Here is a 23,637-nt window from a genome sequence, read left to right on the forward strand (position 1 = left end):
TTATGACCAGTGATGAGTGGTATTTGCGGGGAAATGAATACCGTAAACAGCAAAATTGGCAAGAAGCGCTCAATTGCTACATGGAAGCCATTGCGCTCGATCCTGACAGTCCGGCTGTTGAGGCTAAGCAAATGCTGGATAGTATATTGAGTTTTTATTGTAAGGATATGTATAATCCTTAGTGAATAACACGGAAATTGATATAAAGAAATAAATACAAAGACTATGGGTAAAATGAAAGGCGCCATCGTTGTGAATACCGATCGCTGTAAGGGTTGCGGCCTATGTGTCGTGGCTTGTCCGCAGGATGTGATCGTAATGGCCGACAAGAAAGTCAATGTGCATGGTTATCCTTACGTGGAACCGGGCAGCAATGCTGACCAATGTATAGGATGTAGTGCGTGTGGAACCGTTTGTCCGGATGGTTGTATCACGGTTTATCGTAAACGAATGGAGGATTAAAAGTAATATGGAAAAGCAAGAAGTAACTTTATTGAAGGGTAATGAGGCCATTGCTCATGCGGCGATTCGCTGTGGAGCCGATGCCTTTTTTGGTTATCCTATAACACCGCAGACAGAGATTATCGAGGCGTTGTCCTTGTTGAAGCCTTGGGAAACGACCGGTATGGTGGTGCTTCAGGCCGAGAGTGAGGTGGCGTCCATCAATATGGTGTATGGTGCTGCCGGTGCCGGTAAGCGAGTGTTCACTACCTCATCCAGTCCGGGTGTGGCCCTGATGCAGGAAGGTATTTCCTACATGGCCGGCGCGGAGATTCCCGGTGTGATTGTGAACGTGCAGCGTGGAGGTCCCGGTTTGGGAACCATCCAGCCTTCGCAGAGTGATTATTTTCAGGCTACCCGTGGCGGTGGTAACGGCGACTATAACGTGATTGTGTTGGCACCGTCGTCGGTTCAGGAGATGGCCGATTTCATGGACCTTTCCTTTGAGCTGGCTTTTAAGTATCGTAATCCTGCGATGATATTGTCGGATGGCGTGATTGGGCAGATGATGGAGAAGGTGGTGTTGCCTCCTTACAAGCCTCGCCGCACCGAAGAGCAAATCATTGAAGAGTGTCCTTGGGCTACCATGGGCCGTGTGGGTGGCAGAACACCCAATATCCTGACGTCTTTGGAGCTGAAATCAGAAGTGATGGAACAGCGAAATTTGGCTTTGCAGCGTAAATATCAGCAGATAAAGGAGAACGAAGTGCGCTATGAGACCCAGCAAATGGATGACGCCGATTATGTGATTGTGGCCTTCGGAAGCGCGGCCCGTATAGCGGAAAAGGGCGTGGAGTTGGCACGTAAGAAAGGATTGCGTGTGGGGTTGTTCCGCCCCATTACGCTTTGGCCCTTCCCCGAAAAGCAAATCGCCGAGCTGGCAAAAGGTAAAAAGGGAGTGTTAGTGGTGGAAATCAATGCCGGACAGATGGTGCAGGATGTGCGTTTGGCCATCAATGGGCAATTGCCCGTGGAGCATTTCGGTCGTTTGGGAGGTATTGTGCCCGATCCGGAAGAGATTGTGACCGCACTCGAAACTAAACTTGTAAAGTAATATAGGCTATGAATCAGAAAGATATAATAGCACCGGAGAATCTGGTGTATCAAAAACCGGAATTGATGAACGACACCCCTATGCACTATTGTGCGGGCTGTTCTCACGGTGTAGTCCATAAACTTGTGGCTGAAGTCGTGAGCGAAATGGGGTTGGAAGAGAAGACCGTAGGTGTTTGTCCGGTAGGATGTGCCGTGTTTGCGTATCGCTATTTGGATATTGACTGGCAGGAAGCCGCTCACGGTCGTGCGCCGGCTGTGGCGTCCGCGATTAAGCGTGTGTGGCCCGACCGACTTGTTTTCACCTATCAGGGTGACGGCGATTTGGCCTGCATCGGTACGGCCGAGACGATACATGCGCTCAATAGAGGCGAAAACATTGCCATTATTTTTATCAATAACGCCATCTATGGCATGACCGGAGGCCAAATGGCACCGACTACCTTGTTAGGTCAGAAGACCAGCACATGTCCTTATGGCCGTGATCCGGAACTGCATGGCTTCCCATTAAAGATAACGGAAATGGCCGCACAGTTGCAGGGAACATGCTACGTCAGCCGTCAAAGTGTTGATACGGTTGCCTCTATTCGCCAAGCAAAGAAGGCGATTCGCAAGGCTTTCGAGGCTTCGATGGCCGGTAAAGGCTCAAGTTTGGTGGAGATAGTGAGCACGTGTTCCAGTGGTTGGAAGCTGACTCCGGTCAAGGCCAATGAGTGGTTGAGGGAACACATGTTGGAGTTCTACCCTAAAGGAGATTTGAAAGATACTACCGACTTATAAAGAAAAAGTTATGAAACAAGAAATTATTATAGCCGGTTTTGGCGGTCAGGGCGTTCTTTCGATGGGCAAGATATTGGCCTATTCGGGACTGATGGAAGATAAGGAAGTCACATGGATGCCTGCTTACGGCCCCGAGCAACGTGGTGGTACGGCCAATGTGACTGTGATAGTGAGCGATGAGCGCATATCATCGCCTATCCTTAGCAAGTTTGATATTGGTATTGTATTGAATCAACCGTCATTGGATAAGTTTGAATCGAAGATTAAATCGGGCGGCATTCTTATCTATGATGGGTATGGAATATTGAATCCTCCTACCCGAAAGGATATTTCTGTTTATAGAATAGACGCCATGGATAAGGCTGCTGAAATGAAAAATTCAAAGGTCTTTAACATGATTGTGCTTGGAGGTTTGCTGCAAGTGTGTCCTTTGGTGACACGAGAGGCGCTTGAAAAAGCACTCTTCAAAACATTGCCCGAACGTCATCATAAACTTATCCCGCTCAATATGGAAGCGGTGGAGGAAGGAAAGAAGTTGATAGAGAAACAATGAATGTCGAGCATTTAAAGGAGACGATCAAGTCTCAGGATGGATTATCGAATACGCTGGGGATGGAGTTTATCTCTACACCGGAGCCTGATACCTTGGAAGCTACGATGCAAGTAGACCATAGGAACAAGCAAGTATTTGGCTTTCTGAGTGGAGGTGCCTCTTTGGCTTTGGCTGAAAACTTAGCTGGTGTAGGCTCCATGGCTCTCTGCCCCGGTAAGATTAGTGTTGGAATCAATGTTCATGGCACGCATGTAAAGGCGGTTAGCTTCGGTTCTACGGTACATGCTTATGGGCGATTGCTCCACAAAGGGCGAACGCTACATACATGGAATATAGATATAAAGGACGATGCCGATGATTTGATTTCAACGGTGCAAGTTACGAATTATGTGCTCTCGCCACGAGCGAAGTAAGCTCATGGAAAGTCGGACATGAAGGATGGTGAACTGCCTTGTGATGAACGGCGGAATCACGGTATAATAAAGATAGGAGAAAATGGTATTTGGCATTTTCTCCTATTTTATTGTTAATCAAATAATTTGTTTTATGTTGATTTCTCTTTGCCGTCTCACGCTTTTACATTACCTTTGTTGTTGAAATAAAAAATATCCAACAGAAATGCATATTGCAGTAGCTGGAAATATAGGAAGTGGCAAAACTACGCTGACCACAATGCTGGCCAAATATTATGGTTGGGAAGCAAGGTTTGAGCCGGTTGACTATAATCCTTATCTTGAAGACTATTACAAAGACATTCCTCGATGGTCGTTTAACTTAGAGGTCTATTTCCTTAAACAGCGCTTTCGTGATTTATTGGAAATAGCCCATGCGGAAAAGACGATTATTCAGGACCGTACCATCTATGAGGGAGTCTATGTATTTACGGCCAATAATAAATCAATGGGTAACTTGTCTGACCGTGATTATCAGACCTATATGGAGCTTTTTGAACAAATGATGACCATTGTGAAGTATCCGGACCTGATGATTTATTTAAAAGCCGAGGTTCCTCATCTTGTTCAAAACATCCAAAAGCGTGGTCGGGATTACGAGCAAACCATGCCGATTGACTATTTGGAAAACTTGAATAAGCGCTATAATGAGTTTATTTACGAGAAATATGAAGGACCAAAGCTCATTATAGACGTTGATCACATGGACTTTCAACACAATCAAAAGGACTTTGCGTATATTGTAGATCAGATAGATCAGAATATATTTAGCCTATTTAAATAGTTTTATTTTGCTAACGAATAATTATCATAAAGAATCATGCACATTGCAATCGCAGGAAATATAGGCAGCGGTAAGACCACGCTAACCAAAATGTTGTCAAAAAGATACGGATGGATTCCACGTTTTGAACCCGTAGATAATAATCCTTACTTGGATGATTTCTATGCGGACATGTCCCGATGGTCCTTTAATTTGCAGGTATATTTCCTAAACAAGCGCTTTAAAGAAGTGGTCGAGATTTCCAAATGTTCGGAAACGATTATACAAGACCGTACAATTTTTGAGGATGCGTGTATCTTTGCGCCCAATCTTCACGACATGGGAATGATGAGCGATAGGGATTTTGCCAATTATACGGACCTCTTCAATTTGATGATGTCGCTGGTCAAACTTCCTGACTTGATGATTTATATTCGCTCAACAATACCTAACCTTGTGTCGCAGATCCAGAAACGAGGCCGTGACTTTGAGAAGTCTATCCGAATAGATTACCTTACGGGCTTGAACAAACGGTATGAAGATTGGATTAGTAACTACAAAGGTCACCTGCTGATAGTGGATGGTGATACAACAAAATTTGAAAGTAATCCGAGTGATTTCAACAGAATTACAGATCAGATTGACAGCGACCTTTACGGTTTATTCCCCATGGAATAAGCTCGGAAGTGGAAGAAATAACGTGGCATTCTACCCTTGTAGAGTGCCACGTTGCTTTTATGGGGTAACAGCTTGTAGGAAATAGCGCTGTACCTTACTTATTATATATGTGTGAAAGATATTTTTATATTTGGTCAAGAGGCATGCGTGTGTTGGCCTTCATGGCTTTGAAGGCTGATGGTGTCATGCCCGTGATGGTCTTAAATTGGGATGACAAGTGGGCCACACTGGAATAATTCATCTGTAAAGCGATTTGAGTGAGCGACAATTCATCGTACTTGATGAGTTCTTTCACTCGCTCTATGCGTTGTGCTATATAGTGTTTCTCAATGGTCATTCCGGTCACTTCGCTGAATAGTTTGCTGAGTGAAGAGTATTCTTGACGCAGTTCTGTGGAGATATAATCGCTTAAATTCAGGGTTGGATCCGACTGTTGGTAATGAACTATTTTAATGATGGCACTCTTGATTTGGGTTATCGTGCGTTGACGTTGGTCGTCAAGCAGTTCAAAGCCCAATGCTTCCAACTCTTCTTTTACTGTCTTGCGCAAAGTGTCAGATAGCTCTTGCCCGATGATAACCTCACCTAATTCCACATTAAGGGTTACAATCTGCAGTTTGGTCAATACACTTTCCACGGCCATTTTACAGCGGTCGCATACCATGTTTTTAATATATAACGTGCTATTCATCTTATTGTAGTCTTTTCGTTGTGATTAAATTCTTTGAAAGTAGAAGTCATTATAGGGATTGTGAGCGGGAAAGAACCAACTTGTCAGCATAACTTTGGGAATAGGAGTGGTAGTCAAGAAAGTGCAATTGTCTTGTTACTTCATATTCAATAGCAAAGTTACGGTTTATATTTTACTTTGGAATAGACTTCTGTTAAAAGAATGTTAGCGCTGCTGTGAATTAGAGGAAATATTCTATAAACGCAGTCTTTTGATGATTAAAGAAATAGTGTAATGCTGTCAGTGTTATTATGTTAATAATTAATGAGTTAAGTAGTATATTACAAAATAATTCAATACCTTTGCAGAAGTAATCACCTTTATTACATTTAACCCTAATGATTATGTGGTCATTATAAGCGATTCATTTCGTTAAGTCTTTAAAATACAGTAATTTATAAATCTCTTTAAGCTCACGGTTATGCGCATGTCAAATTGTAGGTGGGCTTTTATTCAACATTCAATTAAATGAATAAAAAAGTCTTTTTGCCCGTTTTTCTCATTCTACTTGTTCTACCTTTTTTATTACAAGCACAGTCAATAACTTCTCGTAAAGCAGCCAAGATTGCGTCGAAATATATCGATCGAGTTGCCGGAAAGCCACAAACACGTGGTGGCGAGGCCTCTGATCAAAGCTATTATATATTTAATGATGGCGATGGTGATGGCTTTGTGATTGTCGCGGGTGATGGTAGAATGAATGAAGTCGTAGGTTATTCTAAGACGGGATATGTCAGTTCGACGGCAATGCCTCCGGCGTTACAAGTTTACTTGGCTGATTACGACCGGTATGTGAAGGCCCTTGGCACAGCCAAGGTGCAGTATAGGGCTACAACCACGCAAGATGCGGTAAAGCCTTTGCTGAAAACCAAATGGAATCAGTATAGCCCTTACAATAATAATGCGCCCGAGTTGAATGGCCGTAAGCCCCCAATAGGCTGTGTGGCTACGGCCGTGAGCCAAGTCATGAATTACCATCGATGGCCTAATCGGGGCAAAGGGCACTATAGCTATACACCTACCTATCGTGAGAATGGACAATCGTATGGTACTCAAACGGTGAATTTCGCGGAGTCGGTCTACCAATGGAACAAGATGACACGTGACTGCAAAGAGCCTGAAGCGGCAGAAGCGGTAGCCAAACTGATGTATGATGTGAGCGTAAGTGTGCGTATGGACTTTAAGCCCGGGGGTAGTGGAGCCCACGTGAGCAACGCTGTTGATGCGCTGAATACTTATTTTGACTATACGGCCGACTTGATTCAACGTGATTATATGCCCTCCCTTTCGTTTATGGAAATACTCCGTAATGAGCTCCGCCAAGGCTTCCCGGTAATTTTCAGTGGCAATCCGGAGAGCCCGGGGATGGGCCATGCGTGGGTATGTGATGGCTTTGATGAGCGTGGACTCTTCTCTATGAACTGGGGATGGGGTGGCTCTTCTGACGGATATTTCGATTTAAGTTACCTCAATCCTTATTCACGAGGTGCCGGTGGCAGTGGTGTCGGTGGGTACGTAAGGTCTCAAGATTTTATCAGAGTACACCCTAATAAGCCCAATACCAAAGGTTTGGACCCCATAAGACTTGCCTTTGATTTTAAGGAAGAGGGCTACATGAGCCCTGATAAGGACGAAACGACTCGCCAAGCAGGCTTCCTACTGCAATTGGAAAACCTTGGAAATTGTAGTTCTCATAAGGAGTTTAGATCAAGGATAGGCGTTGGTATCTTTAAGCAATTGACAGAGAAAGCTATAGAAATTATAGATTTTGGCGATAGTTATACGAATACGGCTTTACCTCTTGGTGCTTGTTTTGCGGAGGTAAAGCAGCATGTTACCTTTGATAAGCTCCGTGATGGCGAGTATTATATCCATCCCGTGACGAAAACCATTGGCCAAGATACGGATTGGCATAAGACCGGGCGTCCATGCTATGTAAAGATTAAGGTTGAGGGAGATAAGGTTACGGTAATAGAACGTACGGACAAACCGGCATTGCAGGTGGTTTGTAAACCCGTGGGCGCCTTGGAAGTACCGAGTGGAACGTCGGCAACTTATAGCGTGCGCATAGCCAATGTATCTACAAAAAACTTCAAAGGAACGCTTAGGATCGTATTGAAAGGCAAAGATAAACAATATACTTATGAGCCCGTAAACTCTACTTATCGCTTTATGGATAATACGGAGGAGATGCGAGACATCAGTGTCAGTTTCGTTGATGATATGGAGACGGGCGAGTATCTATTGAATTTTGCGTTTGAATATGTTGATGGTGGAAATAAAACAGTTAATCTTGAGCTTGCGCAAGCTGACCAACCATTGAAGGTGAAAGTGTGGAATACTTCGGAGAGTGCTTATCTTAATTATATGGGTACTTACGTAACGAATGGTCGCATTCAAATTTCCGGTGACAAACTTAATGTAGAGCAACATCCTGATATGCAAGTCTTTGTTAAGGCTATCAACATGGGGCAGCATGCCTTTAATGGTGAATTACGTTATTTGATAGAGGATGTAGAGAGCAAGCAACGCTTTAATTTGTTGACCACTTCTTATGCTTTTGCACAAAGAGCCAGCAATCCTACAGTTCTGCCGATAGTCTACATGAAGAATCTTCTTGACAAGATGGAGGCCGGACGTAGCTATCGTATCGTCACGGAAGTGTATGACGGGGGGGCGAGAGTGTATGAATGGGTACACGATAAGCAAATATTGACCCGTGGGGTCAGCACGGCGATAAACCGTTATGAGGCGGTAGAGGGGTATACGGCTGCCTACCGGCGTGACAGCCAAATGCTTAGCATTGAAGCAAACAGCCCTTTAACCTCATTGGCTGTTTATACTTCTGACGGAAGTTTGGTATTAAGTCGCCAGCAATTGCCGGCCGGTCGTCACGAAGTAAGCCTATCCCATTTGAGACATGGGGTTTATATAGTCGTGTCGCAGAGTGATGGTAAGCGTAAAGTTACGCGCATCGTGAAGTAGCGTAGCGCCTTTTTGATAATAGATATACCCGCGGCTTTCCTGCGGGTATTCTTTTTTATAAGCATAAAAAATGGGCGCCAACGATGGCGCCCTAATGTTCAGGTTTGATAAACCTGTGGAATCTCCTGAATTCCTCCTTTACCACTGTAAGAACCCTATTGATTGCTTGAAAGCTAAAATTTTAAAATTGCGAAAATAAATTATTGTTTCGTAAGAGATGAAATGGGAGATTAATCTACTTTCTACAAGCTTATTAACTCCTTTGAAAACAAAATAATCTTAGTTTGCTGTTTACATTTTAAATATGCTGCTTTATTGTCTTAATTTAAGGGTTCTGATGGATGAATGGGGAATAGTTTATGTAATATTTTCACCCCTTCCTATTGCAAACATAATAAAAAAAACAATACGTGGTTCAAAAATAAAGTTTTTTTAAGATTGTTATCGTACACAATTTTCGTGATTTACGATTCAAGCAATATGTGGAGAATTCTTTCCGCGCTTCGACCGTCCCATCGTTCCGGAATACTACATGATTTCCAGTTTCCTTCAAGCATAGTGCGCAAGGTTTCCTTCAGTTGGTCCGCATCTTCGCCAACCAAGATGTTGGAACCTATGGTAACCGTCTCTACATGTTCGGTATAGCTGTTCAGCGTTATGCAAGGCACGCCGTTGAAGCTGGCTTCCTCAGCCACGTTGCCACTATCGGTGATGATTCCGGTTGCCTGAGCGGTCAGTTTGCTAAACGCCAAGTAGGGTTGAGGCTCTATCAGTTGGATGGCAGTCTGCTCGGATAGCATGGATTCTACAGCCTCTCTTGCGCTTTTTCGCAGTGGTGCCAATACCGGAATGTTGAAAGACTTGGCCGTAGCGTCGATGGTTTGTACCATGCGGCGCAGATTTTCAGTGTCGGCAATGAGGGCCTTGCGGTTGAGTGTGAATACCAAATAAGGCTTTGGCTTGTCGGAGGCGCCGGCGGTGATTTGGTTAATGCTGTCGGGCAATGGGCAGTCCATGACTCGTTGGTGATTGAATCGTAGGTTGTCTATCAGGATATTGCCCACCATATAGACCTTGGATAACTCGGTTCCGGCCTTATTGGCAATGTTGTTGTTGCTCATTCCGGCTGTAAAGAGAATGTCGCTAAGCCCATCGATGACCAGACGATTGATTTCTTTGGGCATGTTGATGTTGAAGCTGCGGGTGCCGGCGGCTATGTGGGCGAGTGTCAGTCCTTGTTTCTTGGTGACGATGGCGGCAGCCATGGTGCTGGCCAAATCGTCTACCACAACCACAATGTCTGTCGGGCGACTACGAAGGTAGCTCTCAAATTTGGCCATGACCTGCCCCGTCAACTCATTCAAATTCTCACATTCAATGCCCAAGAACGTGTCGGGGCGCCTTATCCGGAGGTCATCAAACAATGAATCTTCCAGCGTAGTGTCGTTTTCTATGCCGGCATACACTAATGAATAGCTGATGTCGTGGCCCTCTTTCTGACAGTTCTCAATCGCTCTGATTAGCGGTGCCACTTTCATAAAGTTGGGGCGTGCACCGCAGAATATGCAAATATTTTTCATCGTTTTTTCATACATCATAAATGGTGATTACGAAGATAACCCTTTAAGTGGTGATTTATTGTGTAAATGATGAAAGGAAATTGTAATTTTCTTTTTTACCTTTATTGGTTCAGAATTATTTTTACAAAACGCTTAAAATGCGTGCGTTATTTTCAAAAGAAAAAGCGTTGGTCGTAAATAATCTATTCTATGATGTTTTTATAAATAACTTAGTATCAGCGAGTTGTGTGTATTTTATAAAATAAGGGGGCTGCACGTGGTCTTTCATTCGTACTGTTTGAGCTTTTGATAGCGGGCTTTTTGCAGGGTGATAGATGGCTTTTGGATGCGGAAAAGCATAGGAATGGCGATACGAAAGAGCTGCTTTGGGAAGATAGGGCATGGGGAAAGGGAGTTTGGAATGCCATATTTGGCGTTTCTATCATCGTTTTATTGTAGTTTTGGAACCGGATGGCTATTTTTTTACATCACTTTTTTGGTGAATATATTTTTACAAAAGCTGTTTGTGTCGGTTTTATGTTCAGGAAGTGATGGGGTAGGAGGCGGAACTGCGCAAAGCAGATGGTGGGATGATGGAATACAAAAAGAGCCCGACAATAAGTCAGGCTCTTTTATGTTATTTGTTTCAAAACTTTGTAGGACTTGTGCGGGCTTTGGTATTATTTATTCTGCCCTTTGGTACGATTTAGTCCGCTCTCTTGCTCATGGCTTGCCGCGGTTTTATGGTGCTTAGTGTGCCCCTTATATATAAAAGGTGTAAAGGCGGGTGGTAGGCCGATGATAATGCCGATGGAAAGTCAGCCGTTAACGGGATTATTCGGCGTCAATCCTCCAGCTCCAAGCCGTCTTCGTCGAAATCATCAAACCCAAACATCGCCGGCTCGGCGAACTCGTCAAGTGCCCGACGGTCTTTTTTCGTCGGTCGACCCGTGCCCCTTGCCCTATCGATGAAGCCACTTATACGGTTCATTTCCAACAATTCGTACTGCTTGGGGTCGGTAACGTTCTCGTAAACCTCGGACAATAGTTTGGCCCCAACACGCTGTTCTATGCAGTCAAGCACCTTGAAAGAATAGGTGACGGGCGATTTCTTCACGCAAATAGTTTCACCGCGCTTGATGATGTGGGCCGGTTTAACGTTGTTGCCGTTAATGGTAACCCTATTGTTCTTACAAGCGTTGGCGGCCAAGGAGCGTGTCTTGAAAATGCGGGCAGCCCAAAGCCATTTGTCGATTCTTGCTGTTTCTGCCATTTGGAGTGTGAGGTTCTTTATTTCTTACCTAATTTATTGTACTGGTTCATCGTAATGTCAATACCGGCAAGTACAAAGCTTTTGATGATGTCCCCGGCTGTGTCTAAGCTGGGTCGTAGCGTCTTCAGCTCGTCGTCGTTGTAGCGTCCCAACACCCAATCTACCTGACCGCCACGCGGATAGTCATTGCCTATACCCATTCTGAGGCGTGCATAGTTCTGGCCTATCATCTGTTGGATATGTCCGAGCCCATTGTGACCACCGTTGCTGCCGCCGTTCTTAAGCCGGAACGCTCCCAAAGGCAGGGCCAATTCGTCGCTGATGACCAAGAGGCGGCTTTGGTCTATATTTTCCTTGGTGAGCCAATAGCGCACGGCATTGCCGCTAAGGTTCATGAAAGTAGTGGGTTTCAGAAGAATGATCTTTCGACCTTTCAGGGAAGTTTCCGCTATGAAGCCATAACGCTTGTCCTCAAAATGAATATTGGACGCTTCAGCGAAAGCGTCCAATACCATAAATCCTGTATTATGTCGGGTCCCTGCATATTCTGCTCCGGGGTTGCCCAAACCACAGATTAAATACTTATCCATTGACCGGTATTAAGCCTCATTGGCAGCTTTTGCTGCATTGGCGGCTGCGTTACGTGTCATCTTGATAGAGCAAACAATAACTTCCTTGCCGGTAGCAATCTCCAAACCTTCATAAGACAACTGGCCTACCTTGATGCTCTTGCCGATTCGCAGGCTTGTAACGTCTACATCGAGGTGCTCAGGAATCTGCTGATAGGGAGCTGTTACGTTGATCTTACGGATAGAAAGGTTCATACGTCCACCATCGCGAACACCCTGTGCCAAACCAACGAGCTTAACCGGAATACCGATAGTGATAGGCTTCTGGTCGTTTACTTCGTAGAAATCAACGTGCAAGGGAGCGTCAGTAACGGGGTGGAACTGAATTTCCTTGAGGATAGCGGTGTGGTGAACGCCGTCCAAGTCAATGTTGATAACATAGATGTGGGGCGTGTAGATTACCTTGCGCAGCTCACTGAAGGCAATGGTAAAGGCTAAAGCCTCGGGTAAACCGTTCTCACCTTTCTTCTCACCATAGAGGTTGCATGGAATCAAACCCTGCTTACGTAATTCTTTAGAAGCTTTCTTACCAAGGTTCTCACGCTTCTGACCTGTTACATTAATCTCTTTCATAACTTTGTGTTACTCTAAATTAAAATTGTAATTATTAATTCGCCATCACACTGAGATGCAGAACAAAACTTTAAGTTTGTTATAGTTCTCAATTCGAAAAGCGGTGCAAAGGTAGCCTTTTTCTGTGAAATGCCCAAGATTAACTGCTAAAAAAGGGCAAATTAGCATACTTTTGCTTGCGAGATTGTGGATTTTTGACTACATTTGCATGGTAAATACATGTATCATTTACAGGAAACATATAATTATTAGAGAATGATTAATAGGGAACTTATACGTATAAAGGTAGTTCAGTTAACCTACGCATACTATCAGAACGGCAACAAAAACATGGACGTGGCTGAAAAAGAGTTGTTTTTCAGCTTATCAAAAGCTTATGATTTATACAACTATCTGCTGGAACTTATTGTAGCTGTTACAAAGGAAGAGAGGCTGAGAGTGGAAATCGCAACGCAGCGGGCACAACGTGAGGGTACGGAACTTCCGTCTCAGAAGTTTGCTTATAATAAGTTTGCGGTGCAGCTGGAAGAAAACAAAATGCTGAATGATTTTGTTGAAGCGCAGAAGCAAACATGGGCTGATGACATTGAGTCGGTAAGAAAGTTGTGTAACCAAATAGAACAGAGCGAGGCTTATCAGGCCTACATGGCTTCGGATGATGATTCTTATGAGGCCAATCGTGAGGTGTGGCGCAAGCTCTATAAGCAGCTGATTCAGGAAAATAGCGACTTGGATAGCCTCTTGGAAGAGAAAAGTCTTTATTGGAATGATGACAAGGAAGTCGTTGACACCTTTGTCTTAAAGACGATAAAGCGGTTTGACCCGGAAGCGAAAGCTGATCAGGAGTTGCTGCCCGAATATAAGGATGAGGAGGATAAGGAATTTGCGAGAAAGCTTTTCCGTAGTACGATTCTGAACGCTGAGCAGTATCAGAAGTACATGAGCGACGCTAGTAGGAATTGGGATTTCTCCCGTTTGGCTTATATGGATGTCGTTATCATGCAAATCGCTTTGGCGGAAATGATGACCTTCCCCAATATTCCGGTGTCTGTGACGATAAATGAGTACGTGGATTTGGCGAAACTTTACAGCACGTCACGTAGTGGAAATTACATCAACGGCATGTTGGATTCTATTGCCCGTTACTTGATTCAGGAAGGGGTGTTGATGAAATCCATGCCTATTCGTGAGGACCGTCGGTCCAATGGGAATGGTAATTTTAGGAGCTGATGATTTTATCAGTTCAAAATAGTTAAGAAAATAAACTTATACTTGTAATAATAATGAATACAATGATTTTAGCTGCTCAGGCAGCACAAGGCGGTAGTGGTATGGGTATGCTCATCATGATGGTGGCTATCTTTGTTATAATGTGGCTTTTCATGATTCGTCCCCAGCAGAGGAAGCAGAAAGAAATCAGAAACTTTCAAAACTCTTTGGCCGAAGGTTCTAAAGTAGTAACCGGCGGTGGAATCTATGGAACCGTAAAACGTATTGATATAGAGCATAATACTGTGGATGTGGAAATCGCTCGTGGCGTTGTCATCACGGTAGCGAAGTCGTATGTTTTCGCAGACGCTACATCGCAGCCTGCTAACGCTTAAGAAATGGTTGGTGGCTTAGCGCACATATATAGGATTATCAGGAACTTTCTGTTCAGTTGGTTGAATAGAGAGTTTCTGATTTTTTTGTTCTTTTTGGCCTTGAGTGGTCTCTTCTGGTTATTGATGACTTTGAACGAAACCTATGAGGCTGATATTTCCGTGTCTGTGCGTATTGTGAATGTTCCGCGTAATATCGTCTTGACAACGGAGGCTGATGATACCTTCCGGGTGACGGTAAGAGACAAGGGATTTACGATAGCTACCTATGAATATAGTGACAAAATTAGACCAGTTGCGATTAATTTCAGCTTGTATGCCAATAAGGTTGCGGAGAAAGGAACAGTAACTCAAGGAGAGTTGCAGCGGCTGATTGGTCAGCAATTATATACTTCCTCTAAAATCGTATCGGTAAAACCTGATAAGTTTGTGTACTATTATAACTACGGTTTGTCGAAGCGAATACCGGTTAAAATGCGAGGAAGGGTGATGGCTCATAGGAGCTATTACTTGGCAGGTACACGGATTTGGCCGCATAATGTCTTGGTTTATGCCAGCCGGAATGTGCTGGATAGCATTCGATATGTTTATACAGAAGAACTGAATCTGGTAAATATTGAGGACACGGTTGTAAAGGATGTGCCGTTAAGAAAGATACCGGGTGTTAAGTTTATACCATCATCAGTCAAGGTATCTTTCTATCCTGATGTGCTGACAGAGGAGACTGTTGATGTGCCTATACAAGCTATTAACATGCCGGCAGGTAAAGTTCTGCGCACATTCCCCTCCAAGGTGAGGATTAAGTTCACGGTTGGTGCCAGCAAATTCAGGATGGTCAAGCCCGAAATGTTCTCGGTTGTCGTTGATTATCATGACTTGGAGAATCATCCGTCCGATAAATGCCAACTCCATCTTCGTGCGTTCCCGAACATTGTGAGCGGTGCCCGCTTGGAGATAAAGGCTGTAGACTATTTGATAGAACAGCAATGAAGATCGCCATAACGGGGGGAATTGGAGTAGGGAAGTCGTATGTGTGCCGCGTCTTGAACTCCAAGGGGTTCGTAGTATATGATTGCGATGATGCGGCCAAGCGTTTGATGGCAACTGACGAAAATTTGCGTCAGGAGCTTTTGAAGGTAGTCGGCAAAGATGTCTACTCCGGGGAAATATTGCAGAAAAGCGTATTGGCAAAGTTCCTGCTTGCCAGCGATGAAAATAAAAAGTTGGTGGAAGACGTGGTCCATCCCTATGTGGCTCGTGATTTTGAGCAAAGCGGTATGGACTGGCTTGAGAGCGCAATTCTGTTTGAAGCCGGCTTTGATAAGCGAGTAAAGCTGGACTATGTGCTTTGTGTGACGGCTCCGGAAGAAGTTAGGAGACGCCGGATTGTCCTTCGGGATCATATCAGTAGTGATAAAGCACAAGAGTGGATAGAATGTCAAATGCCACAGTACGAAATCTTGCGTCGCAGTGATTTTGAGATAATTAATGACGGAAAACATGACGTGGAGCAGCAAGTAGAAGTTCTCTTACACTCTCTTGCGGCTATGGAAACGAAAAAGAAATAACAATAGAGTTAATATAATTATTATATTCAAATAGTAAATTACAACAAGAAAAATGGAAACAATTCTATCTATTGCAGGTAAACCGGGATTATATAAACTGGTTTCTCGTGGTAAAATGAATCTTATCGTTGAAGCTTTAGACGAGACACATAAGCGTATGCCCGCATTTGCTACGGATCGGGTAACCAGCTTGGCCGATATAGCCATGTACACAGATGCGGATGATGTAGCCCTATGGCAAGTGTTGGAGAATCTATGCAAGAAGGAGGAAGCTAAGGTTTCTTCTTTGGATTACAAGAAATGTTCAAGCAAAGAGTTGCGTGAGTATTTCTCTGAAGTGCTGCCAAACTTTGATCAAGAGCGTGTTCACGATAGCGATATAAAGAAACTTTTACAGTGGTATAACATCCTTGTGAACAACGGAATCACTAATTTTAAAGAAGTGTTGGCACCAACTGACGGTGACAATGTGGATGACAGAACAAACCAAACAGAAGAATAAATGATAGAAAAAGGGTGAACTTTGTGTTCATCCTTTTTGCTTTTAGTCGGGTGCTTGTTGTTTTTGAGTTGGATATTTTCATAAAACTATAATCTATTTTAAATTTAATTGCCATGAACAGACTGTTAACTGAATTTTCATTTGTATTGTTATGTGTGCTTTTAAGTGCTTGTGAACATGTTGACTTGAGCAAGTATCTTGAGGGTAGAGGTAATGAAGTAGGTGATGAGGTCGTCTTTTCGATTTCACCTTATCAGATTTCTGATTTTGAGAATATCCCCAATCTTGATGTTCGGGCGGTAAAGGCTATTGACCAAGTGTGTACCCATATCGATTTTGCAGTGTTCGATGGTGAGAATAAAATGCGTTTGGTGAATCAGAGTTCTGACGATAAAGGCTTTGGTACTATCGCGACAAAATTGCCTGAAGGTACCTTTAAAGTTGTAATAATAGCCCATAGCTGCAAGTCTAAAGCGTCCATCAATTCGTCGCAGGAAGTGAAGTTTGCTGATAATAAAGTGTCTGATACATTCTATTATTGTCAGGATATAACCGTTAAAGGTGAGGCTAAGCATGATATTGTATTAAAGCGCGCTGTTGCAAAATTTGTGTTAAAAGTCAATGACAATGTGCCTTCAGACATTACACAATTCCAGTTCGCATATTCCGGTGGCAGCAGTACGTTTAATCCGGAAACGGGTTATGGTTCGGTCAATTCGCGGCAAACAGAGGTGCGAACGGTAGCTTCAGAGGCACGTCATGCTGCTTCTAACTACGAAATTTACACATTCCCCCATGCTGACGGTCGAAAATTGAAGATAACGATTTCGGCCCAAGACAATTCCAAAAACACAATGTTGGATCGTTTGTTGGAAGATGTACCCGTTGAGATAAACAAGATAACAACTTTCTCGGGCTCTTTCTTTCAGAATGCGGGGCCAAATCGTGAGGCTTCTTTTGGCTTGACCGCTGAAGTGGCGTGGGACAGTGACGGCTTCACCGGTACTTATTGAATAAAGTAGAAGTGCTTGGGTAAGAGAGTAAAACTTTTGATTGAGCTATTCAATGACGGGCCCTTTTCAATTTATAAATAGGCGCTGAATAGTGAATAATCCGCTGCGTAAGGCGCATTATGTGAGGAATTCTCATTACCTTTGTTATCAAATAGCATAAGCCATCGGTGATATAACCGTATGCGGAGGGCTATCTTGTGAGTGACTTTTGCTTTTAATAAGAATAAGAGAACAAGTTTTAAACATATAATATCATACAGTCCTCTTTACTTTTATGACATATCTTCATAGAAGTGGGGACCTTATGAAGAAAAACTAAGTAAATATGCTTGATAAGATTGGAGAATATGAGTTCATAGCTGAACCTTTTCACTGCGATTTCTCGCATCAGTTGATGTTGGGACATTTAGGAAATTCTATGCTTAATGCCGCTGATTATCACAGTAATGATCGTGGTTATGGAATGGAATATCTTAATACTGTTCACCGTACTTGGGTGTTGAGCCGGCTTACAATAGAAATGGATACATTGCCGAAAGCCTATGATAAGTTTAAAATAGCTACGTGGGTAGAAGGGGCTATGAAGTATTTTACGAGCCGTAACTTTGCTGTCACTTCTTCCGAAGGGCAGACTCTTGGCTATGGCCGTAGTATATGGGCAATGATAGATACCAATACTCGTCAGCCGGTAGATATATTGGCTGTTCGTGATGGGTTGATTTCCGAATATATAGAGACCGAGAAACCATGCCCAATTAAGAAAAGTTCACGTGTAAAAATCGAGGGTGAATCGGTCCTGAAAAGAACAATTGATACTTATTATAACGATGTTGACATCAATGGGCATATCAATTCGGTTAAATATATAGAGCATACACTTGATTTGTTTGATTTAGATTTCTATAAAGAATATCGTCTGAGACGATGTGATGTGGCCTATGTTGCGGAGAGCCATCAAGGAGATAAGTTGAACTTTTATGTGCAACAAAATGCTGATGAGTATCTTGTTCGTATTACAAAACACTCAAAAAACAGCGCAGAAGAGGTTGAGGTTGTAAGAATTTTATTGAAATTCGTAAAAGAATAGCTTAAAATTTTGCTAATAAATAATGATTTATTATATTTGCAAACGTTAGAGCTTATACATGTGTTATGAGCAAGTTTGACGGTTGCGACCGAAGAACAATAAGATAAATTGACTGATATAACTTATTTTTTTCTCGTACATAATGTTAATTGAAGAGGGTTCTCCGTGGTGGAAAGCCCTCTTTCTTTGTTATATAGTGAAGATCTTGTGTAATATCAGGTCCATAATTCTCCTCTTTTATTCGATAAATACCTTATCTTCTTTTATGTGAATGATTTCTTCTGTTCGCAGTATATTGATGGCTGCGTCAAGCTGTCGCCTCGGAAGTTCTAAGTCTAAGATGTCTTGTAGGGGGTGTAGTTGCTTGTCAGAGAGAAGTGTCAGTATTTTTTGTAGCACCGGTTCTACACGCTCCTCCGACTCTTGGTCGGTATTGTTCTCAAGACAGACGTCACAACATTGGCACTTTGGAACATTTTTTTGGCCCAAATAGGATAGCAGCTGTTGGCTCCGGCAAATCTGATTAGTGGTAGCATATTGGAGAATAGCGTCAACATGACTTGTAAATTGTTCCTTTCTATCCTCGTAAATCTCCTTGCTGATAATAACTTTATCTCCGTCAATGCGGTTGGTGAGATAAGTAATAAACGGAGTTTTTCGCTGTGGAATGAAATGCAGAATGTGTCTTTGGCTAAGCGATTTCAACGTAAGATAAACTTCCTGCCGGGTAATTCCCGCTGCGTTAGCTATCACTCCTTCATCTATATTGGTGTAGTTGATAAATAGACCTCCGTAGAGCCGGAGCAGTGTTGTGATGACTTTATCCTGCAATGGAGGCAACTCTTGAAGTTTGTATAAATCGTTTCGGGAGAGGAGAAACATGAGTCTTGCGGCTGCTTCAGGCTCATATTCATAATAGATGTAACCGGCTCGCTGCAGAATTCTCAGCGCGGAATCAACTAATAGCGGATAATGTTGGAAAGCTCTACAGAACTTTTCTATCTCAAAGGCGAAAGAATAAAGTTTGCCACTGCCCACACCTATTTGGAAGAAATAGGCTAACTCTTCATAAATCTGCTTGATAAAATCTTTTTCAGGGAATGTGTCGGCAATGCGACGGTACAGTTTCTTCTTGTCATTACCGTTATAAATCAGAACCGCATAGGCTTTTTTACCATCTCTTCCTCCACGTCCGGCCTCTTGGAAATAGGCCTCGATAGAGTCGGGGCAGTCCTGATGAATCACCAATCTTACGTTGGGCTTGTCAATACCCATACCAAACGCATTGGTTGCGACCATTACTCGGATTTCGTCATTTTGCCATTTCCTTTGTCGTTCGTTCTTTGTGAAATGGTCTAAGCCTGCATGATAGAAGGTTGAACTTATACCTTCTTGGCTTAAAAGCTCATGAACTTCCTTGCATTTCTTACGACTTCTTACGTAAACGATGGCACTTCCTTGCACAGATTTGAGGATATGAGTCAGTTCGCGCGTCTTGTCGCCGGCAGTTCTAACGACGTATGCCAGATTGCGACGCTCAAAACTCATTTGAAAAACATTCTTCTTATGGAAGTTTAGCTTCTCTTGAATATCATCAACCACCCGCGGTGTGGCGGTTGCAGTCAGCGCCAAGACCGGAATTTCAGGAAGTATTTTGCGAATATCGGCTATCTTCAGGTAGGAAGGTCTGAAATCATAACCCCATTGGCTGATGCAGTGAGCTTCATCAATTGTGATGAAGCTCACTTTCATGTGGCGTAATTTTGTTTGGAAAAGCTCGGACGCAAGTCGTTCGGGAGAGACATAAAGCAGCTTGATTCCTCCAAAGATACAATTCTCAAGCGTCTTGATAATCTCCTGCCGTGTCATTCCCGAATAAATGGCGGCAGCCCTGATACCTTTTGCCAAGAGGTGATCCACTTGGTCTTTCATCAAAGCTATAAGGGGAGTTATGACGATACAAACTCCCTCCATGGCCAATGCGGGAACTTGGAAAGTGATAGATTTACCACCTCCTGTCGGCATTAGGCCCAGTGTGTCCTGCCTATTGCCAATGCTTTCAATGATTTCTTTCTGAATACCACGAAACTCAGGATAGCCCCAATACTGTTGAAGGATTTCCTTATATCCCATCATGACTTTATCAGTTCTCGTCGCCTTGTTTTCTGTCGTCCGGTCGAATATCTTCTATCTGTAGTTGTATTTGGTTTCGTTTGAATACGTTGCTTTCAAGTGTATAGGCTATGTCAAAGCTCCTTTTTGACTTAATGTATCTGGCAGAAGCGCTTTGACCGAAAGCAATACCATTGACAACATTGGATGATTTTGAATCAACAAGTTCCAGTTTGATATGTTCCTGCTCCCTGCCAACTACCTTGCTGGTGCCATAGTCGTAAACTCCCATGGTGCAGAAGAGCGGCTTTGTATTGTCAGGACCAAACGGAGCGAATTTCTTTAAATCGGTATAAAGCTTTTTCGTTATGTCTTTGAAATCGATTACCTCATCGATGTTGAGCGTGGCTTCCGTTTGTTCCGGCAGTATATGCTCATCCACATAAGTTTGGAATCTCTTTCTGAACACGGGAATATCGTCCCATTTCAATGTCAAGCCCGCCGCGTAAGTGTGTCCTCCGAAGTTCATGAGCAGGTCTCTGCAGTGCTTGATGGCGGAGTAGATGTCAAATCCCGTGACGCTTCTTGCCGAGCCGGTGGCCAGCTCTCCGTCTTTTGTAAGGATAACCGTTGGGCGGAAATAGATTTCAGTAAGTCGAGAAGCCACGATACCGATAACGCCTTTTTTCCAATTCGCATCGTAAAGTACGATGGACGTTTGGTGTTTCTGATTCTCCAATTTTGCGACAATCTGATTGGCTTCCTCGGTCATCTGCTTATCGATGTCTTTCCTTTGTTCGTTATATTCATCGATGTGCTTGGCTTTTTTCAGTGCTTCCGACAAGTCCTTTTCTATCAGCAAATCCACACTTTCCTTGCCATTTTCCATTCTGCCTGAGGCGTTGATTCTCGGTCCTATCTTGAAAACGATGTCACTCATGGAAATCTCTCGCCCGTTGAGGCCGCAGATGTCTATAATCGCTTTCAGGCCTATGCTGGGATTCTGATTGAGCTGTTTTAATCCATGGAACGCAAGAATACGATTTTCTTCAACCACCGGAACGATGTCAGCGGCTATCGCCACGGCACAGAAATCCAGCAAAGGGATGAGGTGAGTGAACGGAATACCATTATTCTTGGCCCATCCTTGCATGAACTTAAAGCCCACTCCACATCCGCAGAGGTGCTTGAAGGGGAAAGAATCATCGGGACGTTTAGGATTGAGAATGGCCACCGCGTTGGGCATGATTTCGTCCGGCACGTGGTGATCGCAAATAATAAAGTCAATGCCAAGTGACTTGGCATACTCAATTTCGTCGATTGCCTTAATGCCACAATCGAGGATAATAATCAATTTTACGCCCGTAGCTTTCGCATAGTCGATTCCTTTCTTGCTCACTCCATAGCCCTCATCGTATCTGTCGGGGATGTAATAGTCGATGTTGGAATAGAATTGTTGAAGGAATTTGTAGACTAAAGCTACCGCCGTACATCCATCTACATCGTAGTCGCCATAGACAAGAATGCGCTCTTTGTGCCCCATCGCGTCATTGAGTCGGTCGACCGCAACGTCCATATCCTTCATGAGGAAAGGATTGATGAGGTCGGCCAGCTGTGGGCGAAAGAATCTTTTCGCACCCGACTCCGTCGATATGCCACGCCTGATGAGCAGGTGTGCCAATATGGGACTGATACTTAGCTTCTCGCCAAGCTCAGCTGCAGCCGCTTTCTCTTCTGATGTAGGTGGTTCGTAATTCCATTTGAAATTCATTTATGTATATATTTTTATTTTCTTCAATGCTATTGCGGTTGTGCTTTTCGCCGCCGGATTGTGACTGGAGGCTATTTCTCCAATATAAAATAATCCGCTGTAAAGATAATAAAATATTATGAATTAGAATCTTGTTTATCAAATAAATTAATAAGCTTTAGCCCTGCCGGAAGCGTGCTCTATTTGAGATTACGCGACAAAAAAAGCCCCGGATGAATTCCGAGGCTTATTATATTATAGGTAGGATTAGATTCCGAGTTTCTTACGAATATCCTTTGGAATGGCGTTTTTGTTCACCATGAAATCCATGGTGTTGGCTGCTACGAAAGTCTTTGTCATGTACCAAATGCCTTTGTAGGCTCCGGTCTCACCCCAAGAGTTCTTTACCATGTAATACTCTTTACCATATTGGTCTTTCGCTATACCGTAAATCAACATGCCGTGGTCATCGGTCAGCTCCCAATTATCGAAGCGTTCCTGACGCATTTTCTGTGTAGGAACAATTTCAGGAGCCTTGCAGCCCAATGAGTCCAACATGCTGTTCTTCTGTACTTTGGTAAGTTTCAACCAACGGGCCATGTCGCTTCCGGTGAGGCTCTGTGCCTTTTTCGTGTCGTAGGCATAGGCAAGACCCTGACGAGTAAAGCCCTCTTCCGACACGTCACCACCCCAAGCGATGGTGTAACCGTTCATTACGGCGTTGTCAATCACTCTCATCATGTCTTCCATCGGCAAGTTCCATGAATGTGGATTGCGCCAATTGTCCTGCACTTCTACAGCGAAGCTGGTCCAGAAAGGATGATGAGTGTAGCTGGTGATGGTCACGTAGTCATTGAAATTCAGACCTAAGCTGGCAGCAAAGCTCTTCGGTGTGTAGCTCTTGCCTTGATACATGAAGTTCTCGGGGCACTTGCCTAAGTAAGCGTCGAGTATGCCCTGCAATCCCACTTTCCACTGGTTGGAGAGTTTCTTAGCGTCGCTCTTAGCCACAGCCTGAACGTATGGGGTCATGATACTGAAGAGCTCGTTGTAGTTATTCAGTGAGTCGCCATAGAGACTGCCGGGGAATGGCATGGCGTCCTCGGGGCAAATACCGTAATTCTGTAGGCAGAAGAGGGGATCGTAAGCGCTTCCACCTTGCGCAAATTGGCAGTCGCCATGGAGTCTTACTACCTGAATGGCACGGTCCATGTAAGTCTTGTTAGCAACAAAAGACTCACACAAGTCGTATGTTTTGCCCGTATTTTTCAAAATCTCAGCCTCAAAGAAGCTCAGCGTAGAGTAGTCCCAGCAGGTACCGCTGCGGCTTTGGTTCTTGATACTTGTGATTTTGTTTTCCTTAACGACGCTGAATACAGGCTTGTTGGGATTCTTCTTCTCCGCTTTCTCCTGCGCGTTTGCACTCGTTGCCACCAAGGCAAGCAGTGCCATAGCTAAAATTTTTCTCATCTATT

At 43.7% G+C, this 23,637-nt stretch carries 25 protein-coding genes; 17 read left to right on the top strand and 8 right to left on the bottom strand.

Annotated features, from left to right (window positions below; genetic code table 11):
• The first annotated feature begins 2 nt into the window (after window positions 1-2).
• From VIR50_RS05755 to VIR50_RS05790, 8 genes are all read left to right on the top strand, one after another.
• Window positions 3-182: a tetratricopeptide repeat protein gene (locus VIR50_RS05755; protein WP_331934182.1), complete on the top strand. Its 180-nt coding sequence runs from the start codon at window positions 3-5 to the stop codon at window positions 180-182.
• Window positions 183-225: 43 nt separating this feature from the next.
• Window positions 226-462 carry a 4Fe-4S dicluster domain-containing protein gene (locus VIR50_RS05760; protein ID WP_331934183.1) on the top strand — a complete coding sequence of 79 codons (237 nt, stop codon included), beginning with the start codon at window positions 226-228 and terminating at the stop codon, window positions 460-462.
• 7 nt (window positions 463-469) lie between these two features.
• Window positions 470-1,555, top strand: coding sequence for a 3-methyl-2-oxobutanoate dehydrogenase subunit VorB (locus VIR50_RS05765; protein ID WP_331934184.1), 1,086 nt, complete (start codon window positions 470-472; stop codon window positions 1,553-1,555).
• An 8-nt stretch (window positions 1,556-1,563) separates the two neighbouring features.
• Window positions 1,564-2,334, top strand: a complete 771-nt coding sequence (locus tag VIR50_RS05770; RefSeq protein ID WP_331934185.1) for a thiamine pyrophosphate-dependent enzyme — start codon at window positions 1,564-1,566, stop codon at window positions 2,332-2,334.
• Between the two features lie 10 nt (window positions 2,335-2,344).
• On the top strand, window positions 2,345-2,887 hold the full coding sequence (locus tag VIR50_RS05775) for a 2-oxoacid:acceptor oxidoreductase family protein (RefSeq protein ID WP_331934186.1): 543 nt from the start codon (window positions 2,345-2,347) through the stop codon (window positions 2,885-2,887).
• The gene (locus VIR50_RS05780) at window positions 2,884-3,300 is read left to right on the top strand and encodes a PaaI family thioesterase (RefSeq protein WP_331934187.1); all 417 of its coding nucleotides are present in this window, start codon (window positions 2,884-2,886) and stop codon (window positions 3,298-3,300) included. The genes VIR50_RS05775 and VIR50_RS05780 overlap by 4 nt, the downstream gene beginning before the upstream one ends.
• A 205-nt stretch (window positions 3,301-3,505) precedes the next feature.
• Complete coding sequence (locus VIR50_RS05785; RefSeq protein WP_331934188.1) at window positions 3,506-4,123, top strand: deoxynucleoside kinase; 618 nt, start codon at window positions 3,506-3,508, stop codon at window positions 4,121-4,123.
• Window positions 4,124-4,159: 36 nt separating this feature from the next.
• Complete coding sequence (locus VIR50_RS05790; protein WP_331934189.1) at window positions 4,160-4,780, top strand: deoxynucleoside kinase; 621 nt, start codon at window positions 4,160-4,162, stop codon at window positions 4,778-4,780.
• A 124-nt stretch (window positions 4,781-4,904) separates the two neighbouring features.
• Here the strand turns inward: VIR50_RS05790 and VIR50_RS05795 are convergent, their stop codons facing one another.
• Window positions 4,905-5,471, bottom strand: coding sequence for an AraC family transcriptional regulator (locus tag VIR50_RS05795; protein WP_331934190.1), 567 nt, complete (start codon window positions 5,469-5,471; stop codon window positions 4,905-4,907).
• Window positions 5,472-5,978: 507 nt separating this feature from the next.
• On the opposite strand from VIR50_RS05795, the gene VIR50_RS05800 reads away from it, so the two are divergent.
• On the top strand, window positions 5,979-8,495 hold the full coding sequence (locus tag VIR50_RS05800) for a thiol protease/hemagglutinin PrtT (protein WP_331934191.1): 2,517 nt from the start codon (window positions 5,979-5,981) through the stop codon (window positions 8,493-8,495).
• A gap of 464 nt (window positions 8,496-8,959) precedes the next feature.
• On the opposite strand, the gene VIR50_RS05805 is transcribed toward VIR50_RS05800, so the two are convergent.
• On the bottom strand, window positions 8,960-10,075 hold the full coding sequence (locus VIR50_RS05805) for a UDP-N-acetyl glucosamine 2-epimerase (RefSeq protein WP_331934192.1): 1,116 nt from the start codon (window positions 10,073-10,075) through the stop codon (window positions 8,960-8,962).
• 343 nt (window positions 10,076-10,418) lie between these two features.
• Between VIR50_RS05805 and VIR50_RS05810 the strand changes: the two genes are divergently transcribed.
• Window positions 10,419-10,808 (top strand): hypothetical protein, encoded by a 390-nt coding sequence (locus tag VIR50_RS05810; protein ID WP_331934193.1) that lies wholly within the window; start codon window positions 10,419-10,421, stop codon window positions 10,806-10,808.
• Between the two features lie 90 nt (window positions 10,809-10,898).
• On the opposite strand, the gene VIR50_RS05815 is transcribed toward VIR50_RS05810, so the two are convergent.
• From VIR50_RS05815 to VIR50_RS05825, 3 genes are read right to left on the bottom strand one after another with little or no spacing between them, the layout of a single operon-like run.
• Window positions 10,899-11,327 carry an RNA-binding S4 domain-containing protein gene (locus tag VIR50_RS05815; protein ID WP_331934194.1) on the bottom strand — a complete coding sequence of 143 codons (429 nt, stop codon included), beginning with the start codon at window positions 11,325-11,327 and terminating at the stop codon, window positions 10,899-10,901.
• 17 nt (window positions 11,328-11,344) lie between these two features.
• Window positions 11,345-11,917, bottom strand: coding sequence for an aminoacyl-tRNA hydrolase (pth, locus tag VIR50_RS05820; protein WP_331934195.1), 573 nt, complete (start codon window positions 11,915-11,917; stop codon window positions 11,345-11,347).
• Between the two features lie 9 nt (window positions 11,918-11,926).
• Entirely contained in the window at window positions 11,927-12,529 is a 603-nt protein-coding gene (locus VIR50_RS05825; RefSeq protein WP_331934196.1) for a 50S ribosomal protein L25/general stress protein Ctc, read from the bottom strand.
• Between the two features lie 255 nt (window positions 12,530-12,784).
• On the opposite strand from VIR50_RS05825, the gene nusB reads away from it, so the two are divergent.
• The 7 genes from nusB (at window position 12,785) to VIR50_RS05860 (ending at window position 18,300) form a co-directional block, all read left to right on the top strand.
• Complete coding sequence (nusB, locus tag VIR50_RS05830; protein ID WP_331934197.1) at window positions 12,785-13,759, top strand: transcription antitermination factor NusB; 975 nt, start codon at window positions 12,785-12,787, stop codon at window positions 13,757-13,759.
• Window positions 13,760-13,812: 53 nt separating this feature from the next.
• On the top strand, window positions 13,813-14,133 hold the full coding sequence (gene yajC / locus VIR50_RS05835) for a preprotein translocase subunit YajC (RefSeq protein WP_331934198.1): 321 nt from the start codon (window positions 13,813-13,815) through the stop codon (window positions 14,131-14,133).
• 123 nt (window positions 14,134-14,256) lie between these two features.
• Window positions 14,257-15,120 carry a YbbR-like domain-containing protein gene (locus tag VIR50_RS05840; protein ID WP_331934199.1) on the top strand — a complete coding sequence of 288 codons (864 nt, stop codon included), beginning with the start codon at window positions 14,257-14,259 and terminating at the stop codon, window positions 15,118-15,120.
• Window positions 15,117-15,698, top strand: coding sequence for a dephospho-CoA kinase (gene coaE, locus VIR50_RS05845; protein WP_331934200.1), 582 nt, complete (start codon window positions 15,117-15,119; stop codon window positions 15,696-15,698). The genes VIR50_RS05840 and coaE overlap by 4 nt, the downstream gene beginning before the upstream one ends.
• Before the next feature lie 52 nt (window positions 15,699-15,750).
• Window positions 15,751-16,200: a DUF5606 family protein gene (locus tag VIR50_RS05850; RefSeq protein WP_331934201.1), complete on the top strand. Its 450-nt coding sequence runs from the start codon at window positions 15,751-15,753 to the stop codon at window positions 16,198-16,200.
• 113 nt (window positions 16,201-16,313) lie between these two features.
• Window positions 16,314-17,213, top strand: a complete 900-nt coding sequence (locus VIR50_RS05855) for a FimB/Mfa2 family fimbrial subunit (RefSeq protein WP_331934202.1) — start codon at window positions 16,314-16,316, stop codon at window positions 17,211-17,213.
• A 325-nt stretch (window positions 17,214-17,538) separates the two neighbouring features.
• Window positions 17,539-18,300 (top strand): acyl-[acyl-carrier-protein] thioesterase, encoded by a 762-nt coding sequence (locus VIR50_RS05860; protein WP_331934203.1) that lies wholly within the window; start codon window positions 17,539-17,541, stop codon window positions 18,298-18,300.
• A gap of 237 nt (window positions 18,301-18,537) precedes the next feature.
• Here the strand turns inward: VIR50_RS05860 and VIR50_RS05865 are convergent, their stop codons facing one another.
• The 3 genes from VIR50_RS05865 to VIR50_RS05875 form a co-directional block, all read right to left on the bottom strand.
• Window positions 18,538-20,433 (bottom strand): RecQ family ATP-dependent DNA helicase, encoded by a 1,896-nt coding sequence (locus VIR50_RS05865; protein WP_331934524.1) that lies wholly within the window; start codon window positions 20,431-20,433, stop codon window positions 18,538-18,540.
• Window positions 20,434-20,443: 10 nt separating this feature from the next.
• Entirely contained in the window at window positions 20,444-22,183 is a 1,740-nt protein-coding gene (gene recJ, locus VIR50_RS05870; RefSeq protein ID WP_331934204.1) for a single-stranded-DNA-specific exonuclease RecJ, read from the bottom strand.
• A 246-nt stretch (window positions 22,184-22,429) separates the two neighbouring features.
• The gene (locus VIR50_RS05875) at window positions 22,430-23,632 is read right to left on the bottom strand and encodes a C1 family peptidase (RefSeq protein WP_331934205.1); all 1,203 of its coding nucleotides are present in this window, start codon (window positions 23,630-23,632) and stop codon (window positions 22,430-22,432) included.
• Window positions 23,633-23,637: the final 5 nt, after the last annotated feature.

Origin of the sequence: Prevotella sp. (assembly GCF_036570325.1) — a bacterium.
Lineage (GTDB): Bacteria > Bacteroidota > Bacteroidia > Bacteroidales > Bacteroidaceae > Prevotella.

Coding starts and splice junctions, on each gene's coding strand:
- VIR50_RS05775 (WP_331934186.1), top strand. CDS start 2,345: ATGAAACAAGAAATTATTATAGCCGGTTTTGGCGGTCAGGGCGTTCTT.
- VIR50_RS05770 (WP_331934185.1), top strand. CDS start 1,564: ATGAATCAGAAAGATATAATAGCACCGGAGAATCTGGTGTATCAAAAA.
- VIR50_RS05865 (WP_331934524.1), bottom strand. CDS start 20,433: ATGGGATATAAGGAAATCCTTCAACAGTATTGGGGCTATCCTGAGTTT.
- VIR50_RS05790 (WP_331934189.1), top strand. CDS start 4,160: ATGCACATTGCAATCGCAGGAAATATAGGCAGCGGTAAGACCACGCTA.
- recJ (WP_331934204.1), bottom strand. CDS start 22,183: ATGAATTTCAAATGGAATTACGAACCACCTACATCAGAAGAGAAAGCG.
- VIR50_RS05860 (WP_331934203.1), top strand. CDS start 17,539: ATGCTTGATAAGATTGGAGAATATGAGTTCATAGCTGAACCTTTTCAC.
- VIR50_RS05780 (WP_331934187.1), top strand. CDS start 2,884: ATGAATGTCGAGCATTTAAAGGAGACGATCAAGTCTCAGGATGGATTA.
- VIR50_RS05810 (WP_331934193.1), top strand. CDS start 10,419: ATGGCGATACGAAAGAGCTGCTTTGGGAAGATAGGGCATGGGGAAAGG.
- VIR50_RS05855 (WP_331934202.1), top strand. CDS start 16,314: ATGAACAGACTGTTAACTGAATTTTCATTTGTATTGTTATGTGTGCTT.
- VIR50_RS05825 (WP_331934196.1), bottom strand. CDS start 12,529: ATGAAAGAGATTAATGTAACAGGTCAGAAGCGTGAGAACCTTGGTAAG.
- VIR50_RS05800 (WP_331934191.1), top strand. CDS start 5,979: ATGAATAAAAAAGTCTTTTTGCCCGTTTTTCTCATTCTACTTGTTCTA.
- yajC (WP_331934198.1), top strand. CDS start 13,813: ATGAATACAATGATTTTAGCTGCTCAGGCAGCACAAGGCGGTAGTGGT.
- coaE (WP_331934200.1), top strand. CDS start 15,117: ATGAAGATCGCCATAACGGGGGGAATTGGAGTAGGGAAGTCGTATGTG.
- pth (WP_331934195.1), bottom strand. CDS start 11,917: ATGGATAAGTATTTAATCTGTGGTTTGGGCAACCCCGGAGCAGAATAT.
- VIR50_RS05805 (WP_331934192.1), bottom strand. CDS start 10,075: ATGAAAAATATTTGCATATTCTGCGGTGCACGCCCCAACTTTATGAAA.
- nusB (WP_331934197.1), top strand. CDS start 12,785: ATGATTAATAGGGAACTTATACGTATAAAGGTAGTTCAGTTAACCTAC.
- VIR50_RS05795 (WP_331934190.1), bottom strand. CDS start 5,471: ATGAATAGCACGTTATATATTAAAAACATGGTATGCGACCGCTGTAAA.
- VIR50_RS05785 (WP_331934188.1), top strand. CDS start 3,506: ATGCATATTGCAGTAGCTGGAAATATAGGAAGTGGCAAAACTACGCTG.
- VIR50_RS05875 (WP_331934205.1), bottom strand. CDS start 23,632: ATGAGAAAAATTTTAGCTATGGCACTGCTTGCCTTGGTGGCAACGAGT.
- VIR50_RS05815 (WP_331934194.1), bottom strand. CDS start 11,327: ATGGCAGAAACAGCAAGAATCGACAAATGGCTTTGGGCTGCCCGCATT.
- VIR50_RS05755 (WP_331934182.1), top strand. CDS start 3: ATGACCAGTGATGAGTGGTATTTGCGGGGAAATGAATACCGTAAACAG.
- VIR50_RS05850 (WP_331934201.1), top strand. CDS start 15,751: ATGGAAACAATTCTATCTATTGCAGGTAAACCGGGATTATATAAACTG.
- VIR50_RS05760 (WP_331934183.1), top strand. CDS start 226: ATGGGTAAAATGAAAGGCGCCATCGTTGTGAATACCGATCGCTGTAAG.
- VIR50_RS05840 (WP_331934199.1), top strand. CDS start 14,257: ATGACTTTGAACGAAACCTATGAGGCTGATATTTCCGTGTCTGTGCGT.
- VIR50_RS05765 (WP_331934184.1), top strand. CDS start 470: ATGGAAAAGCAAGAAGTAACTTTATTGAAGGGTAATGAGGCCATTGCT.